The organism is Methanoculleus chikugoensis (assembly GCF_019669965.1).
GTDB lineage: Archaea > Halobacteriota > Methanomicrobia > Methanomicrobiales > Methanoculleaceae > Methanoculleus > Methanoculleus chikugoensis.
The window spans coordinates 319206-333471 of the sequence record NZ_AP019781.1; the positions used below are offsets into that span (position 1 = coordinate 319206).

Annotated in this window: 16 protein-coding genes; 11 read left to right on the forward strand and 5 right to left on the reverse strand. The window is 64.5% G+C overall.

The genetic code is table 11. From position 1 onward, the window contains the following. Window positions 1-101 precede the first annotated feature (101 nt). Window positions 102-692 (forward strand): flavodoxin family protein, encoded by a 591-nt coding sequence (locus tag MchiMG62_RS01690; protein WP_221057612.1) that lies wholly within the window; start codon window positions 102-104, stop codon window positions 690-692. Here the strand turns inward: MchiMG62_RS01690 and MchiMG62_RS01695 are convergent. Further along, window positions 684-1607, reverse strand: a complete 924-nt coding sequence (locus MchiMG62_RS01695; protein ID WP_244987754.1) for a cation diffusion facilitator family transporter — start codon at window positions 1605-1607, stop codon at window positions 684-686. The two genes, MchiMG62_RS01690 and MchiMG62_RS01695, sit on opposite strands and share 9 nt — an antisense overlap. 181 nt (window positions 1608-1788) lie before the next feature. On the opposite strand from MchiMG62_RS01695, the gene MchiMG62_RS01700 reads away from it, so the two are divergent. The 5 genes from MchiMG62_RS01700 (at window position 1789) to hepT (ending at window position 4861) form a co-directional block, all read left to right on the forward strand. After that, a complete protein-coding gene (locus MchiMG62_RS01700) occupies window positions 1789-2289 on the forward strand; it encodes a rubrerythrin family protein (RefSeq protein WP_221057614.1) in 501 nt (166 codons plus the stop codon). An 89-nt stretch (window positions 2290-2378) separates the two neighbouring features. Beyond that, entirely contained in the window at window positions 2379-3563 is a 1185-nt protein-coding gene (locus MchiMG62_RS01705; RefSeq protein ID WP_221057615.1) for an FAD-dependent oxidoreductase, read from the forward strand. Window positions 3564-3676: 113 nt separating this feature from the next. Beyond that, window positions 3677-3961 carry a hypothetical protein gene (locus MchiMG62_RS13405; RefSeq protein WP_244987755.1) on the forward strand — a complete coding sequence of 95 codons (285 nt, stop codon included), beginning with the start codon at window positions 3677-3679 and terminating at the stop codon, window positions 3959-3961. 62 nt (window positions 3962-4023) lie between these two features. Next, window positions 4024-4449, forward strand: a complete 426-nt coding sequence (mntA, locus tag MchiMG62_RS01715; protein WP_221057616.1) for a type VII toxin-antitoxin system MntA family adenylyltransferase antitoxin — start codon at window positions 4024-4026, stop codon at window positions 4447-4449. After that, complete coding sequence (gene hepT / locus MchiMG62_RS01720) at window positions 4433-4861, forward strand: type VII toxin-antitoxin system HepT family RNase toxin (protein WP_221057617.1); 429 nt, start codon at window positions 4433-4435, stop codon at window positions 4859-4861. Before mntA ends, hepT begins: the two co-directional genes overlap by 17 nt. 106 nt (window positions 4862-4967) lie before the next feature. Here the strand turns inward: hepT and MchiMG62_RS01725 are convergent, their stop codons facing one another. Together MchiMG62_RS01725 and MchiMG62_RS01730 are read right to left on the reverse strand one after the other, a co-directional pair. After that, the gene (locus MchiMG62_RS01725) at window positions 4968-5261 is read right to left on the reverse strand and encodes a hypothetical protein (protein ID WP_221057618.1); all 294 of its coding nucleotides are present in this window, start codon (window positions 5259-5261) and stop codon (window positions 4968-4970) included. After that, window positions 5258-5443, reverse strand: coding sequence for an antitoxin VapB family protein (locus tag MchiMG62_RS01730; RefSeq protein WP_054847660.1), 186 nt, complete (start codon window positions 5441-5443; stop codon window positions 5258-5260). Before MchiMG62_RS01730 ends, MchiMG62_RS01725 begins: the two co-directional genes overlap by 4 nt. Before the next feature lie 352 nt (window positions 5444-5795). Between MchiMG62_RS01730 and MchiMG62_RS01735 the strand changes: the two genes are divergently transcribed. Beyond that, entirely contained in the window at window positions 5796-6374 is a 579-nt protein-coding gene (locus MchiMG62_RS01735; protein WP_221057619.1) for a CDP-alcohol phosphatidyltransferase family protein, read from the forward strand. 38 nt (window positions 6375-6412) lie between these two features. On the opposite strand, the gene tfrB is transcribed toward MchiMG62_RS01735, so the two are convergent. Both tfrB and tfrA read right to left on the reverse strand, forming a co-directional pair. Then, the gene (tfrB, locus tag MchiMG62_RS01740; protein WP_221057620.1) at window positions 6413-7870 is read right to left on the reverse strand and encodes a fumarate reductase (CoM/CoB) subunit TfrB; all 1458 of its coding nucleotides are present in this window, start codon (window positions 7868-7870) and stop codon (window positions 6413-6415) included. Then, window positions 7867-9498 carry a fumarate reductase (CoM/CoB) subunit TfrA gene (gene tfrA, locus MchiMG62_RS01745; RefSeq protein ID WP_221057621.1) on the reverse strand — a complete coding sequence of 544 codons (1632 nt, stop codon included), beginning with the start codon at window positions 9496-9498 and terminating at the stop codon, window positions 7867-7869. The genes tfrB and tfrA overlap by 4 nt, the downstream gene beginning before the upstream one ends. 72 nt (window positions 9499-9570) lie before the next feature. Here tfrA and MchiMG62_RS01750 point away from each other — a divergent pair, with 72 nt between their 5' ends. The 4 genes from MchiMG62_RS01750 to MchiMG62_RS01765 all read left to right on the forward strand — a co-directional run bounded on the left by MchiMG62_RS01750 (window position 9571) and on the right by MchiMG62_RS01765 (window position 13715). Next, complete coding sequence (locus MchiMG62_RS01750; protein WP_221057622.1) at window positions 9571-10959, forward strand: aspartate kinase; 1389 nt, start codon at window positions 9571-9573, stop codon at window positions 10957-10959. Continuing rightward, a complete protein-coding gene (gene purM / locus MchiMG62_RS01755; RefSeq protein WP_221057623.1) occupies window positions 10952-11947 on the forward strand; it encodes a phosphoribosylformylglycinamidine cyclo-ligase in 996 nt (331 codons plus the stop codon). Before MchiMG62_RS01750 ends, purM begins: the two co-directional genes overlap by 8 nt. Before the next feature lie 93 nt (window positions 11948-12040). After that, window positions 12041-13144 carry a DUF362 domain-containing protein gene (locus MchiMG62_RS01760; RefSeq protein ID WP_221057624.1) on the forward strand — a complete coding sequence of 368 codons (1104 nt, stop codon included), beginning with the start codon at window positions 12041-12043 and terminating at the stop codon, window positions 13142-13144. A gap of 1 nt (window position 13145) precedes the next feature. Continuing rightward, window positions 13146-13715, forward strand: a complete 570-nt coding sequence (locus MchiMG62_RS01765; protein WP_221057625.1) for a flavodoxin family protein — start codon at window positions 13146-13148, stop codon at window positions 13713-13715. The last annotated feature ends 551 nt before the right edge of the window (window positions 13716-14266 follow it).

The following is a 14266-nucleotide window of genomic DNA, read 5'->3' on the forward strand; positions in this document are numbered from 1 at the left end:
TTCACCCGGGCAAGAACCGGTCCGGCCGGGGTATCCGGTTATCCCGACCCGCACCGGAGGAGCCCGAACCCTATTAATAGGGCCGTGAACAACCCTGCATCATGCCTAAGACGGTTATCGCACTGCTCGGGAGCCCGATCCTCGACGGGAACACCGCCCGCCTCCTCGACGAGGCCATCCGGGGCGTAGAGGAGGAGGGGGTCCGGGTCGAGAAGATCGAGGTCGCGCAGATGGACATCCTGCCCTGCATGGAGTTCTTCCAGTGCAAAGGGAGCGAGAACTGCCTGATCGAGGACGAGATGACGGAGATCTTCCGGAAGTTCCGGGAGATGGACGGCCTGATCGTGGCGACCCCGGTGATGACGATGGGTGTTCCCGGGAGGCTCAAGTCGTTCATCGATCGGTTCCAGGTCTTTTATATGGCGAAGTATCACCGGGGCAACTCATTTATCTCTCCTGAACGCCGGAAAAAACGGAAGATGCTTTTTATATCGATCGCGGGGATGAATATCCCGAACGTCTTTGACGGGGTCAGGATGACCATGCAGGCGTTCGGGGAGATCATCGACTGCCCCCTCTGGGCCGAGGTGCTCCAGAACGACATGGACACCGTCCAGGATATCACTACGCGGCCGGAGGTGATGGAAGCGGCGTACCGGAAGGGCCGCGAACTCGGGCGGCTCTTACAATGAGCCGTCGGGTTCGATATGGACCACGACCTCCACGAGCCCCGGCACCGCCTCTTTGAGCCGCCGCTCCACCTCGTCGGAGATCGCGTGGGCACGGGGGACCGGGAGGGCCGCCTCGACGGTGATGTGGATGTCGGCGAAGATCTCGCCGGGTTTCCCCCGGCACCGGAACTCGTGGTACCCGGCCACACCGGGGGTGTCCGTCACCACCGCCCGGATGAGTGCCGGGTCACAGGGGAGGTTCATCGCATCGGTGAGGACCTGCGCGGCTTCGTAGAGGATCCCGATCCCCATCCTTGCAATGAGGAGGCCGATGGCGAGTGCGATGACCGGATCGGCCGCCGGAAACCCGAGTCTGACGGCGAGGAACCCCCCGAGGACGGCGATCGAGACGAAGACGTCGCTTTTCGTGTGCTGGGAGTCGGCGACCAGGATCTGGCTTTGGTACTCCTCCCCCTTCCTCCGTTCATAGGTGGATACGGCGAGGTTGATGGCGAGCGTTCCGACCATGACCACGACAGTGACAGGGGTGATCTCGGGGACGACCGGGACGATGAGCCGCCTGTACCCCTCGTAGAGGATCCCTCCTGCGGTCAGGAGGAGCATCGCCCCGATGGCCAGGGTCCCGAGCGTCTCGATCTTGCCGTGGCCGTAGGGGTGTTCGGGGTCGGGGGGTTTCCCGGCGAAGTAGAGGGCGATTATGCCGACGACGTTCGAGAAGGAGTCGAACCCCGAGTGGATGGCGTCGGCCACCATGCTCACCGACCCGGCGAGGAGGCCGAAGACCGCTTTTGCGACCGCGACGGCGAGGTTCAGCACGAGGACGAGGAGAAAGACCCGCTGCACCTTCCGGCCCGTCGCACTTGAATCCTCCTGGTCTTCTCGTTCTCCGGCCGTTCCGCCCGCCGCCCCCCTCACCTCCGGTGCTCCTGCTCCGGCACTTCGTCTCGTCGCACTCGAAGACCTTCGGTCCTCTCGAGCTCCGGTCGTTCCGTCCGTCGCAACCCTCATCCACCGGGGGTGGTGGTGTTCCAGCGGCATAGGGTTTCCGGAGATTAAGATGAAAGGTTTAATACGAGCGTCCCGCAATGATCCATCCATGCCGACAGATGAGAACGCTCAGAATGCGTATGCCGGGGAGTCCCAGGCGAACAGAAAGTACTCGGTCTTTGCAGAGAAGGCAGCCGCCGAGGGGTATCCCGCGGTGGCAAAACTCTTCCGTGCGGCAAGCGAAGCGGAGGCCGTCCACGCGAAACGCCTTCTCTTCATCCTGAACGCCGTCGGGAGCACTGAAGAGAACCTGAAAAGCGCGATGGAGGGCGAGAACTATGAGTTCATGGAGATGTACCCCCCGTTCGTCGCCGAGGCGAAGAAGGAGCGCAAAAACGAGGCATCGATCGTCTTCACCCATGCGATGAAGGCGGAAGAGGTGCACGCGAACCTCTACCTCCAGGCGCTCGAGGCCGTCCGGGAAGGCAAAGACCTCGATGCGGATAAGGTCTTCCTCTGCCCGGTCTGCGGCAACCTCGAGATCGGGGCGGCGCCGGAGAAATGCCCGATCTGCGGGGTTCCGGCGCGGATGTTCCGCGAAGTCCAATAATTCCTTTCTTTTCGGCTCGGTGCCGCCGTGGCCGGGGTTCCTGCACCGCACCCCCTATGTTAAATACTCTTCCCGAGATATTCCCTCACATGGCAGGCGTTAAGGTCTACACGACGGAGAACTGCCCGTACTGCCGGATGGTTCAGGCGTTCCTCCGGAAACACGACGTCGAGTTTGAGATCGTCGACGTCGGGAAGGATCGCGAGGCAGCCCGGGAGATGATCGCGATCTCGGGGCAGCGGGGGGTGCCGGTCACGGTCTTTGGCGACGAGGTGGTCGTCGGGTTTGATGCAAAGCGGCTCCGCGAGCTCTTTGGGACGCCGCCGGAGGAGATCGTCCACGACGCGGTCATTGTGGGCGCCGGTCCGGCAGGGCTGACGTCAGCGGTCTATTGCGCCCGGAAACTCATGAAGACCGTCGTCATAGCGGAGAACGTCGGCGGTCAGGCGGCCTGGAGCTGGACCATCGAGAACTATATGGGATTTTCGACGATCTCGGGCGAGGAACTGGTCCGGAAGTTCGAGGAGCAGGTCCGGGGGTTCCAGGTCCGTCTCGAGCTCGAGAGCGTCGGGGATGTCCGCAAGGAGAATGAGACGTTCCTCGTCCGGACGGCCTCGGGAACCGTCTACCGTTCCCGGACGCTCATCCTCGCCCCGGGCAAGGAGCCCCGGAGACTGGGGATCCCGGGTGAGGACCGGCTGATGGGGAAGGGCGTCTCGATCTGCGCCATCTGCGACGCCCCGCTCTATCGTGGCAAACCGGTAGCCGTCGTCGGCGGGGGGAACGCAGCGCTCCAGACCGCGATCGAGATGACGAAGTTCGCGAGTTCGGTGGCCCTGATCGTCCGGCGATCCCTCCGCTGCGACGAGGTCTACATCGACCGGGCGGAAGAGGCGGGGATACGGATCCTCTCCCGCCACGAGGTGACGGCGCTCCACGGGGACGCGGGCCTGACCGGGATCACGATCCGCGACAGCGAGACCGGTGAGGAGACGGACCTCGATGTGGAGGGGCTCTTCCTCGCGATCGGGCTTGCGCCGAATACGGGTTTCCTCAAGGATCTCGTGGCGCTGAACGAGCAGGGTGAGATCGTCATCGACGAGAACGGCCATACGAGCGTTCCCGGGGTCTTCGCGGCCGGGGACGCGACCTGCGTCAAGGCCAAACAGATCATCGTCGCCGCCGGCGACGGGGCGAAGGCGGCGCTCTCGGCGCACGAGTACTTCGAGGAACTCACGGGCAGGCCGACCGAGGAGCGGGCCGTCTGCACGTGAGGGGCTACACCCGGGTGCCTTCGGCCAGTGCCTGAAGGGCGAACGGGTTCTCCTCTCGGATCAGGTCGGCGAACTCCTTGTCGATGTAGCAGAGCGGTTCGACCGGGAGGTCGGTGAGACCGATGATGAACGCTGCAATGTTTGTGAGGACGCTCGGGGAAGTCGCCGACGACGATCAGGTCGACGTCGCTCTCCTCGTGGAAGTCCCCGCGGGAGAACGACCCGTAGAGGATGATAGCGCTGACACGCCGGCGCGCCCGGATCTCGCGAGCGAGAGCCCGGACCTGCTCCATCACCCGGCGAGCGCTCGTCTCGCGGCACTGCAGATCGAATCCGCATGTTCGCATCCATGGTATCGGCCCGATGGTCAACAAACTCCTGTCGCTCCCGGGATATAAGTGCGCCGCGGTGTTCCCCCGGCGGCACAAGGTCTTTATCCGTCGCCGCCGATCTCTCTCCAATGAGACCCCGGAACCTCTCCCCGGAAGAGAAACAGGGCCTCCGTGCCCTCCTCGCCGCTCGACTGGGGGAGAAGAAGGAGATCCTCTTCGCGTACGTGTACGGCTCCTTTGTGCAGGGTCCCTTCCGCGATATCGATATCGCTGTCTTCCTCGCGGACGGCAGCACCGGGTCGTCCGACCCGCTTCGGTACGAGCTGGCGCTTGAACAGGAACTGGAGGAGGTTACCGGGGTGCCTATAGATGTACGGGTGCTCACCACGGCGCCGCTTTCGTTCGCGTTCACGGTTCTCCGTACCGGGGAAATCCTGGTATCCCGCGATGAGGAGGCGCGCTGCGAGTTTGTCTGCAGGATTCTTACTGAGTATCACGATTTCTCCCATCACCGGGAGCGTTACAGGAGGGAGGCTCTTGGTCTCCTACGATGAGGAGAAGGTTACTGCGCTGTCATCGGAGCTGATGCAGGCCTGTGAGAGGCTCCGGGAACTGGGTCAACTCCCGAGGGAGGTGTTTACGGGAGACCCTCACCTCGTTGCAAGCGCGAAGTATCATCTGATCGTCGGCGTCGAGGCGGCTATCGATCTCGCCAACCACGTGATCACGAAGAATCGATGGAAAATGCCTGAAAATTATGCCGACACGTTTTGTATCGTGCAGGAACACGGGTTCTTCGACGAAGACCTTGGAAAACGCCTGCAAACGATGGCCCGGTTCAGGAACCGGTTGATCCACATCTATTGGGATATCGATAACGACAGGATTTACGACCTGCTCAGGGAGGACGTCGGCGACATCGAGCAGTTTCTCACCGAATATATCCGTGCCCTGCAGAGGGAGTGAAGGCGCTGGCACTCTACTGGCCCCGGGCCACTCATCATTCCGTGCGTCCCGAGCTCATTCATGCGAGCCTGACCCGTGAATATGGCCGATCGCATGCTATCACGGGTCAGAGTCTGCCGTAGCGTTTATGCGCCTGTTCGATGGTCATCAGGTGGGTGATCTCGACCCAGTTCCTGTCGGTATCGGTATGGATAATATAGAGCGCGGTAAACGTTCGCCCTATATGGAGGCGAAATACCTCCACGCCATCCGTATTCAGGCGTTCTTTATCTCCCCCGCTACCGGGATATGGGTCTGTCTGTAGAATAGCAAGCTTTGCCGCGATGATGCGCTGCGACTTCTCCGGCAGAGTATTCAAGAAATCCGCTGCCGACCGCCTGAACAGAACGGCAAACGTCACAATGGGATCTCCACGAGTTCTTCCGTCTCCTGGATCCGCTTGATATCCTCCATAAGCCGCCGCTTCTTTTCGTGTTCGATCATCTCCTCTATCAGTTCGGAGAAGGTCATCCCCGGCTTGCGCATACTGGAGAGGGCAGCCCAGACCTCTTCCCTGACAACAATACGCTTTATGGCATTCATGATATTCGTGATATATGTACTACTGACAGAAAAACATTGCCGGTGTATCGGGTATTCTCCGGCAAGAATCCTTCAACCGGGAGGTGCGACTCCCGGTGGGAAGCCATGTTAGCAATTCGACACTGTATAATGGCATTCCTTCGAAAATCTGCGTGAGAATGCTCTACATCAGGCGGATCTTCGATCGCTGGACACTTTCGGGACGACTTCAATGATTATTCCCATAATAATTATAGATACAATCATTGTGGCCACCGCCCGGGAGAGACACCCTTATCTCCCGAGAGGAACGATCCCCTGCCATGGCAGGGTCGGCGGCGGTCGCGGATCAGCTCTCCGGGGTGACGGGCCGGTGATCGAGGAGCACCTCCGGGGACGGTTGAACGGGGCGCTCACCCGGATCGCAGCCCTCGTTGCCCGGACGGGGGCGACCCCGAACACCCTCACCCTGCTCGGGTTTCTCGGGATGGCGGTCGCGGGGGTCCTCTGTGCTTTAGGATCGTTCTTCTTCGCCGGCATCATCGTCGCCGCATCCTGCGTCTTCGACGCCCTCGACGGGGCGCTCGCCCGGGTGACCGGCGCCGCCTCTCCCTTCGGGGCGTTCTTCGACTCGTTCCTGGACCGCTACGCCGAGGCGGCGGTTTACGGGGGGCTCGTCGTGCATTACGCGGGGGTGGGGACGATCTCGGGCGTCGAGGCTGCGTTTGCCGCCGCGATCGGGTCGCTGATGGTCAGTTACGCCCGGGCCCGCGCCGAGGGGCTCGGGATCGAGTGCCGGGCCGGGCTCTTCGCCCGCCCGGAGCGGATCGCGGTCATCATCATCGGACTGGTGACGGGTCTCGTCCTCCCGGCGCTCGTCCTCCTCGCGGTCGCGACGAACATTACTGCGGCGCGGAGACTCCTCGCTGTCCGGGGGGTGTCACACTGGTGATGTATGATGCAAAAACAGTTCGGCGGAAGGGGCTTCTCTCACTGCCCCGCTTCCGCGTCCTTCTTCCGGTAGCCCTCGAGCAGGACCGTCACCAGGTTCTTGACGGGCACGTCCGTGCAGTCCGCGATGTGGAACTCGCAGAACGGGCAGACCGTCACCACCACGTCCGCGCCGGTCGCCTTCACGCACTCGTTGCGTTTCGCCCCGAGGGCCTTCGCCTCCTCCGGCACCCCCGACCGGACGCCGCCGCCAGCGCCGCAACACTGGGAGGGCATCTCGACGAACTCCCGGACAGCCTCGCGGAGGAGCGCCCGCGGCTGCTCGCTGATCCCCTGGCCACGGAGGAGGTGGCAGGGATCGTGGTAGGTCGCCCGGAGGTCGAGTTTCGCCGTGGGCTCGATCCCGTACCCGGTGAGGATCTCGGTGACGTCTTTGACCTCGAACGGCGTCTCGTAGTCGTTCTTCAGCGTCGCCCCGCACCCGGCGCAGATCGTCATCACGGTCGTGATCCCCCGGCGGGCGAAGGCCTCGATGTTCTTCTTCTTCAGGTCGGAGACATTCGTCGTCTGCCCCGTCCGGATCAGCGGCGAACCGCAGCAGACCTGGTCGTGGGGGACGATCACCCGGATGCCGTTGCGCTTCATCACCTCCATCGCGTCGAGCGCCGTCTGCGGCACCCGGCCGTTGAACATGCACCCGACGAAGAACCCCACCTCGCCGCGGACGGGGCCGTCGGGCTCGATAACCTCCGGGACCTGTTCGAGGAAGGTCGGCTGTGTCCGCTCGACGCTCCGGCCGGTCTCCTGCACCAGCCGCGCCACCTCCCGGTGGCGGGGAAGGGTCAGCCCGCGGCGGTTCGCGATCTCCCGGAGTTTCTCGATCGCCTTCCCCGGGATATCGATCTCTTTCGGGCAGACCTCCGTGCAGCGCTTGCAGGTCGTGCAGTAGAAGAGCCCTTTTGCGATCGCGTCGGTTATCCTGTCCCCGGAGTCGCGGGGGTCAAGGGCGAGGCGCATCTCCTGCCGGATCACCGTCGGCCCCGCGAAATCCGTCACCTGGAGCGCCGGGCAGGCCGATACGCAGCAGAGGCACTCGATGCAGTCCCGGAGCGGCTTGATCGCCTCGATCTCTTCCTTTGCCGGGAGCACTGCATCCGGCGCCGGGCAGATCCTGGCGATCTTCGCGATCACCGGCTCCATATCCACCGTCAGGTCTTTCAGGACAGGGAGGTCCAGCGGCTCGACCGTCATCCCGTCCCGGGCCTCCTCCATGCAGGCGAGGACGGGCTTCCCGTCCACCCGGACGGCACAGCTCCCGCACTGCCCCGACCCGCAGCAGTAGCGGTAGGTGAGCGTCGGGTCGTGCCCGTCGCGGACGGCGTGGAGGGCGTGGAGCACCCGGGCGCCCTCGTTGACCCGGACGGCGTACTCCTCGAAGTGCGGCTCCGCGTCCACGGCCGGGTCGAAGCGAGAGACCTGTAGCGTGATCGTCTTCATGCCGTGACCTCCCGCTGCTCGATCCCCTCGCGGGCGAGCGAGATGTAGGTGTGGCCGAACGGCGACGTCGCAGGGTCAGTCACGATCTCCGCGTCCAGCCGGACGTGGGCACCCCGGTTCTCGGGCCGCAGGAGGGCGCACCGGACGATCAGGGACGCCGTGGTGCACATGTTCCGGACCGTACAACATTCAAGCAGGTTCGCGGTCGAGGCGGCGCAGAGCCGCGTCTCCGCCAGCCGCCGGACGTGCCCGAGCGCCGTCCGGAGGTCGGGGGCGTTCCGGAAGATCCCGGCCTGGTTCCACATCGTGAGTTTCAGGTCCTTCCTGACGTCTGCGGGGCTTATCGCTCCCTCGAAGAAACCGTCGAGCATCCGGAGTCTCTCGTCGATTGCGCCCTCATCAAACCGGCCGCCCCGTGCGGGTGCCTTCCCGGCGAACTCCCCGGCGCGCTTCCCGAAGACCTGCGTCTCCGCGAGGGCGTTCCCGCCGAGACGGTTTGCCCCGTGCACCCCGCCGGCGACCTCCCCACAGGCGAAGAGGCCCGGGAGGGTCGTCCGGCACTCCGGGGTGATCCGCAGCCCCCCCATGATGTGGTGGGCGGTGGGGGCGACCTCCATCGGCTCCCGGCGGATGTCGACGCCGAACGCGAGGAACTGCTCGAGCATCACCGGGAGCCGGGTCTCGATCTTCTCCGCGGGGAGGTGGGTCACGTCCAGGTAGACCCCGCCCCGGTTCGTCCCCCGGCCCTCCAGCACCTCGGTCGCGATCGCCCGCGCCACCACGTCCCGGGTGGAGAGTTCCATCCGGTCGGGGTCGTAGCGCTTCATGAACCGCTCCCGCCGCGCATTCAAGAGGATGCCCCCCTCGCCCCGGACGGCCTCCGTCACCAGCCGGCCGCGGGCGTCGTAGGGGTAGACCGCCCCGGTCGGGTGGAACTGGATCATCTCCATGTCGATCAGTTCCGCCCCCGCCCGGTAGGCCATCGCAAACCCGTCTCCCGTCCCGGCGGCGGAGTTCGTGGATATATCGTAGACCTGCGTCCCCCCGCCGGTCGCGAGCACCGTCGCGTCGGAGCGGAAGAGCACGACGTTCCCGTCGCGGTCGAGAGCAATCGCGCCTGCGACCGCACCGTTCTCGTCCTTCACAAAGTCGACGACCGAGACCTCCTGGTAGAGGTGCGTATCGGTCGCGTCGAGCCGGTCGAGGAGGGTCATGATCATCTCGTGCCCGGTCCGGTCTCCGGCGTAGCAGGTCCGGGGGAACCGCTGCCCCCCGAACGGCCGCTGCGCGATCTCCCGGTCCTCCGTGACGTCGAAGACCGCGCCCCACCGGACGAGGTCGGCCATCCGCTCCGGCGCTTCGCGGACCAGCGCGTCCACGAGGGCCGGGTCGTTGAGATACGCCCCGCCTTTCAATGTATCTTCGCGGTGAACGTCGACCGAGTCCCGGTCCCGCAGCACGGCGTTGTAACCGCCTTCCGCCATCGTCGTGCACCCGCCTTTGCCGGCGATGGTCTTGGAGACCATGACCACGTCGCCGTACCGGGAAGCCTCGATGGCGGCCCGCACCCCGGCGCCGCCGCTTCCGACAACCAGCACGTGCGCGTCCACAATCTCGTCTGCATGCATCTTATTAGTCGGTGCGTTGTATAATACCATAAAGTAATTGCAGGGGACAAGTGAGCCAGAATGAGGCTTTTAATGAAATTTGGCGGCACTTCCGTCGGAGAGACCGACTGTATCGGGAGGGTCGCAGACATCGTGGAATCGCATCGTGCGGCAGGCGACGAGGTTGCATTAGTCGTATCGGCATGCTCGGGGGTCACCGACCAGATCATCGCGGTGACCGACGAGGTCATGGCAAGCAAGGAGCAGCCCCGGATTGAGACGTTTCTCTCGGTGATACGGGAGCGGCACACCCGGCTCCTTGAGAAAGTGGCTCCCGACCACGCCCGCGAGGTGACCGCGATCATCGATGACCGGCTCACCCGGCTGCAGAACATCCTCACCGCGGTGCATACCTTAAAGGAACTGACGCCCCGGTCCCGCGACTACATCATCTCCTTCGGGGAACGGCTCTCCGCCCCGATCGTCGCGGCCGCCCTGCGGCAGCGCGGGATCGCTTCGGTCGTCCTCGACGGCGCCGGGGCCGGGATCGTCACGACCGCAAACCACGGGGACGCCCGTGCCCTCCCGGTCAGCGAGGAGAACATCCGTGCCCGGGTCGCCCCGCTGCTCGCCGATTCCGTCCCGGTGATCATGGGTTTCATGGGGGCGACCGAGCAGGGCGTCGTCACCACCCTCGGGCGGAGCGGTTCCGACTACTCGGCCGCCGTCGTCGGCGCCGGGCTTGATGCCGACGAGATCTGGATCTGGACCGACGTCGACGGTGTGATGACCTCCGACCCCCGGATCGTCAGGGACGCCCGGGTCCTCGACGACATCTCCTACCTTGAGGTGATGGAACTCTCTTTCTTCGGCGCGAAGGTCCTCCACCCGCGTTCGATCGAACCCGCGATGCAGAAGGATATCCCGATCCGGGTCAAGAACTCGTTCCGGCCCGAAGTCCCCGGCACCCTCGTCCTCCGGGACAAGCACCAGGAGAAGCGGGTGGTCAAGGCCCTCGCTCTTATCGAGAAGGTGGCGCTGGTCAACATCAACGGCGCCCAGATGGTCGGCCGTCCCGGCGTGGCAAAGACGATCTTCTCCGCGCTCGCCGAGCGGGAGGTGAACGTCATGATGATCTCGCAGGGTTCGAGCGAGGCGAACATCTCCCTCATCATCGACGAGTCGCACCTGGACGCCGCGATCGCCGCCCTCAACCCGATCGTGAAACAGGGTGTCGTGCGCGAGGTCACCTACGACCGGGACGTCGCCGCGCTCGCGGTCGTCGGTGCGGGAATGGCCGGCACGCCGGGAACCGGCGGTCGAATCTTCTCGGCGATCGGCCGGGCCGGTATCAACATGATGATGATCTCGCAGGGTTCAAGCGAGGTGAACGTCTCCTTCGTCGTGAAGGGCGGGGACGGGAAACGTGCCTTGCAGGTGCTGCACGATGAATTCCGACTATCGGAGAACTCAGATGACTGAAGAACATACCTACCGTGAAGCCGGGGTCGACATCGACCTCGAGGCCCGGGCGGTCCGGGCGCTGATTGATTCCCTCACCTACCGGAGATCCGGCGACTTCTCGATGCTCGGGAAGGTCGGGCACTTCGCCGGGCTGATCGACTGCGGGCCGTACGTCCTCGCGCTCGCCGTCGACGGCGTCGGCACGAAGATGCTCGTCGCCGACGCCCTCGAGGACTGGAGTACCGTCGGGATCGACTGCATCGCGATGAACACGAACGACCTCTACGTGATGAACCTCGAGCCCGTGGCGTTCGTCGACTATATCGCGACCGACGCCCTCTCGCCGGAGAAGATGGCCCAGATCGGCGAAGGACTGAACGAGGGGGCGAGGCTTGCGAACATGAACATCGTCGGCGGCGAGACCGCGACCCTCAAGGGGCTCGTGAACGGCCTCGACCTCGCGGGAACCTGTCTTGGGGTCCAGAAGAAGGAGAAGGTCGTCACCGGCGCGGGGATCGTTCCCGGCGACGTGATCGTCGGGGTTCCCTCGAGCGGCATCCACAGCAACGGCCTGACCCTTGCCCGGAAAGTCGTCGAGGACTGCGCATCCTACGATACCCGTCTCTCGAACGGCAAGACCCTCGGTGAAGAGCTCCTGACGCCGACCCGGATCTATGCCGAGGTGCTCCGGGTGGCTGAGGCTTGCGAGATCCACGGGATGTGCCACGTCACCGGCGGCGGCCTCCTGAACTTCAAGCGGCTCTCGGAGTACGGGTTCTCCATCACCGACCCCCTGGAGGTTCCCGAGATATTCTCCTGGCTGCAGGAGGCCGGGAAGATCAGCGACGCAGAGATGTACCGGACCTTCAACATGGGCATGGGCTACGCCTTCGTCGCCCCGGAGAAGAGCGTCGCCGCGATCCGGGCAATCGTCCCCGACGCCCGGGTGGTCGGCGAGGTGACGGAGGAGCCCGGCGTGCGGTTGAAGGGTGTGGAGATCCGATAAGACCCCTTCTCCCCCTTTTTGAACGGTTACCGGGACCCGGCGCAATTCTTATCCTCCGGCAGCCGGAAAGTACCCGCAAGGGAGCATGGATCGATGGCAGACGTCTATTTTGCCGCCCTCAGGGCACGGGGTCCGCACGAAAGCAAAATCGCGAAGATCCGCCGCCTCTTTGACGCGGCCGGGTTTGACGGGGCTATCCGGCCGGGGGATCTCGCGGCCGTCAAGCTGCACGTCGGGGAGCGGGGGTGCGACACCTACGTCCACCCGCTCTTTGCCCGGCAGGTGGTCGATAAGATAAAAGAGCGTGGAGCGCAGCCGTTTCTCACCGATACCGCCACCCTCTACGCCGGGAGCCGGGCCGACGCCGTCCGCCACACCGTCACCGCGATCGAGCACGGGTTTGCCTACGCGGTGGCCGGCGCCCCGGTCATCATCGCCGACGGCCTCACCGGCGGGTACTGGAGGGAGGTCGCCGTCGGCGGAAAGCACTTCGAACGCGTCCGGATCGCCGGGAGCATCCTCGACGCCGACAGCATGATCGTCCTCTCGCACGTCAAGGGCCACGATCTTGCCGGGTTCGGCGGCGCGATCAAGAACCTGGCGATGGGCTGCGCCCCGCCGTCGGGGAAGGCGGAGCAGCACGCGGGCCGGCCGTTCGTGGAGATCGAGCGGTGCGGCGGGTGCGGGAAGTGCACCACGGTCTGCCCCCTGGCGGCGATGACCCTCGCCGACGGGCGGGCGGTGCTCAACCCGGAGCACTGCGTCGGGTGCGGCGACTGCATGCGGTCCTGCCCGACGGGCGCGATCGAGTTCGACTGGACGACGGAGATCCGCCCGTTCATCGAGCGGCTCTGCGAGTACGCCCTCGGCGCCGTCCGCGGCAAACCCGGAAGGGTCGGCTACATCAACTTCCTCCTCAACATCACCCCGGACTGCGACTGCGTCTCCTGGAGCGACGCGGCGGTCGTCCCCGACATCGGGATCCTCGCCTCCACCGACCCGGTCGCGATCGACCGCGCGAGTTTCGACCTCGTCAACAGCGAGCAGGGGTTCTCCCGGACGCTGCTTGCGGGGAACTTCGCTCCTGGGGAGGACAAGTTTAAGGGGATCTGGGACTACACGGACGGCAGGTACCAGTTCGCCTACGCCGCCGGGATCGGGCTCGGGGAAGAGACCTACCGGCTGATCGAGGTGTGAGATGTCGACCGGTAGAGTTGTACTGCTCTGCGGGAGTCCCCGGCGCGAGGGGAACACCGCACAGGTGCTCGGGGAGTGCGCGAAGGTCCTCGAGCGCGAGGGTGTCGAGACCGAGACCGTCATGCTCGGAGAGATGCGTATCCTCTCCTGCACCGCCTGCGGGCTCTGCACCGAAGGGGAATGCTCCCTCGATGACGGCTTGAACGAGATCATCGAGAGGATCCGGGAGGCCGACGGGTTCATCGTGGGGACCCCGGTCTACTTCGGCACCGCCCGCGGCGACGTCACGGCGGCCCTGCAGCGGATCGGGATGGTCTCGATGTCGTCCGACTCCTTCCTCTCGCGGAAGGTGGGCGGCCCGATCGCCGTGGCCCGGCGGGGCGGGCATACCGCCACGCTCCAGGAGCTGCTGATGTTTTACCTCATCAACGACATGATCGTGCCGGGCTCGACCTACTGGAACATGGTCTTCGGGAGGACGCCGGGAGAAGCCCTGGGCGACGAAGAAGGGATGAGAACGGTCCGGCGGTTCGCCGAGAACGTGGCATACCTGATCAAGAAGTTGCGCTAGTGTGCAGCCCACTGACATCAACTCATGCGAAGTGCGAGGGGTGGGGCATCCGGAGTTTGAGAAGCCATCAGGTCTTCGAAGTGCGACCTCCCCTGTGGGGGGGAGCATGAGAAGCCATCAGGTCTTCGAAGTGCGACCTCCCCTGTGGGGAGGGAGCATGAGAAGCCATCAGGCTTCGAAGGGGAGTAACTCCCAACCAACCTGATCTTCGCGTTCTTCGCGGCTCGCACCTACGGTGCTCAAGCTCGCTGCGCTCGCACTTCGCGTGAGATAGTTGGGTTGAGCACCAAAACGGCCTCACGCGAAGGACGCGAAGCCGCGAAGAACGACAGGCCGAAGGGCCGGAGTTCGAGCACCGTCAGGTGCGAAGTGCGACGTTCCGTAGGAACGGAGCTTGAGAAGACCGGAGGTCTTCGAGGCGCGAACACAGTGAGCGTGAGCACCGAAGGTGCGGGAAAGGAGTTCGAGCACCTAACGGAGTTCAAGCAACCTGAAAGTCTTCAAGCACCGGTGCTCCGGAGAATAACCTTTTTCATCCTCTCCGATGAGGG

Excerpts from the sequence above, each read along its gene's own strand:
- MchiMG62_RS01690 (WP_221057612.1), top strand. The coding sequence starts at position 102 with ATGCCTAAGACGGTTATCGCACTGCTCGGGAGCCCGATCCTCGACGGG.
- MchiMG62_RS01700 (WP_221057614.1), top strand. The coding sequence starts at position 1,789 with ATGCCGACAGATGAGAACGCTCAGAATGCGTATGCCGGGGAGTCCCAG.
- MchiMG62_RS01705 (WP_221057615.1), top strand. The coding sequence starts at position 2,379 with ATGGCAGGCGTTAAGGTCTACACGACGGAGAACTGCCCGTACTGCCGG.
- mntA (WP_221057616.1), top strand. The coding sequence starts at position 4,024 with ATGAGACCCCGGAACCTCTCCCCGGAAGAGAAACAGGGCCTCCGTGCC.
- MchiMG62_RS01730 (WP_054847660.1), bottom strand. The coding sequence starts at position 5,443 with ATGAATGCCATAAAGCGTATTGTTGTCAGGGAAGAGGTCTGGGCTGCC.
- tfrB (WP_221057620.1), bottom strand. The coding sequence starts at position 7,870 with ATGAAGACGATCACGCTACAGGTCTCTCGCTTCGACCCGGCCGTGGAC.
- tfrA (WP_221057621.1), bottom strand. The coding sequence starts at position 9,498 with ATGCATGCAGACGAGATTGTGGACGCGCACGTGCTGGTTGTCGGAAGC.
- MchiMG62_RS01750 (WP_221057622.1), top strand. The coding sequence starts at position 9,571 with ATGAAATTTGGCGGCACTTCCGTCGGAGAGACCGACTGTATCGGGAGG.
- purM (WP_221057623.1), top strand. The coding sequence starts at position 10,952 with ATGACTGAAGAACATACCTACCGTGAAGCCGGGGTCGACATCGACCTC.
- MchiMG62_RS01760 (WP_221057624.1), top strand. The coding sequence starts at position 12,041 with ATGGCAGACGTCTATTTTGCCGCCCTCAGGGCACGGGGTCCGCACGAA.
- MchiMG62_RS01765 (WP_221057625.1), top strand. The coding sequence starts at position 13,146 with ATGTCGACCGGTAGAGTTGTACTGCTCTGCGGGAGTCCCCGGCGCGAG.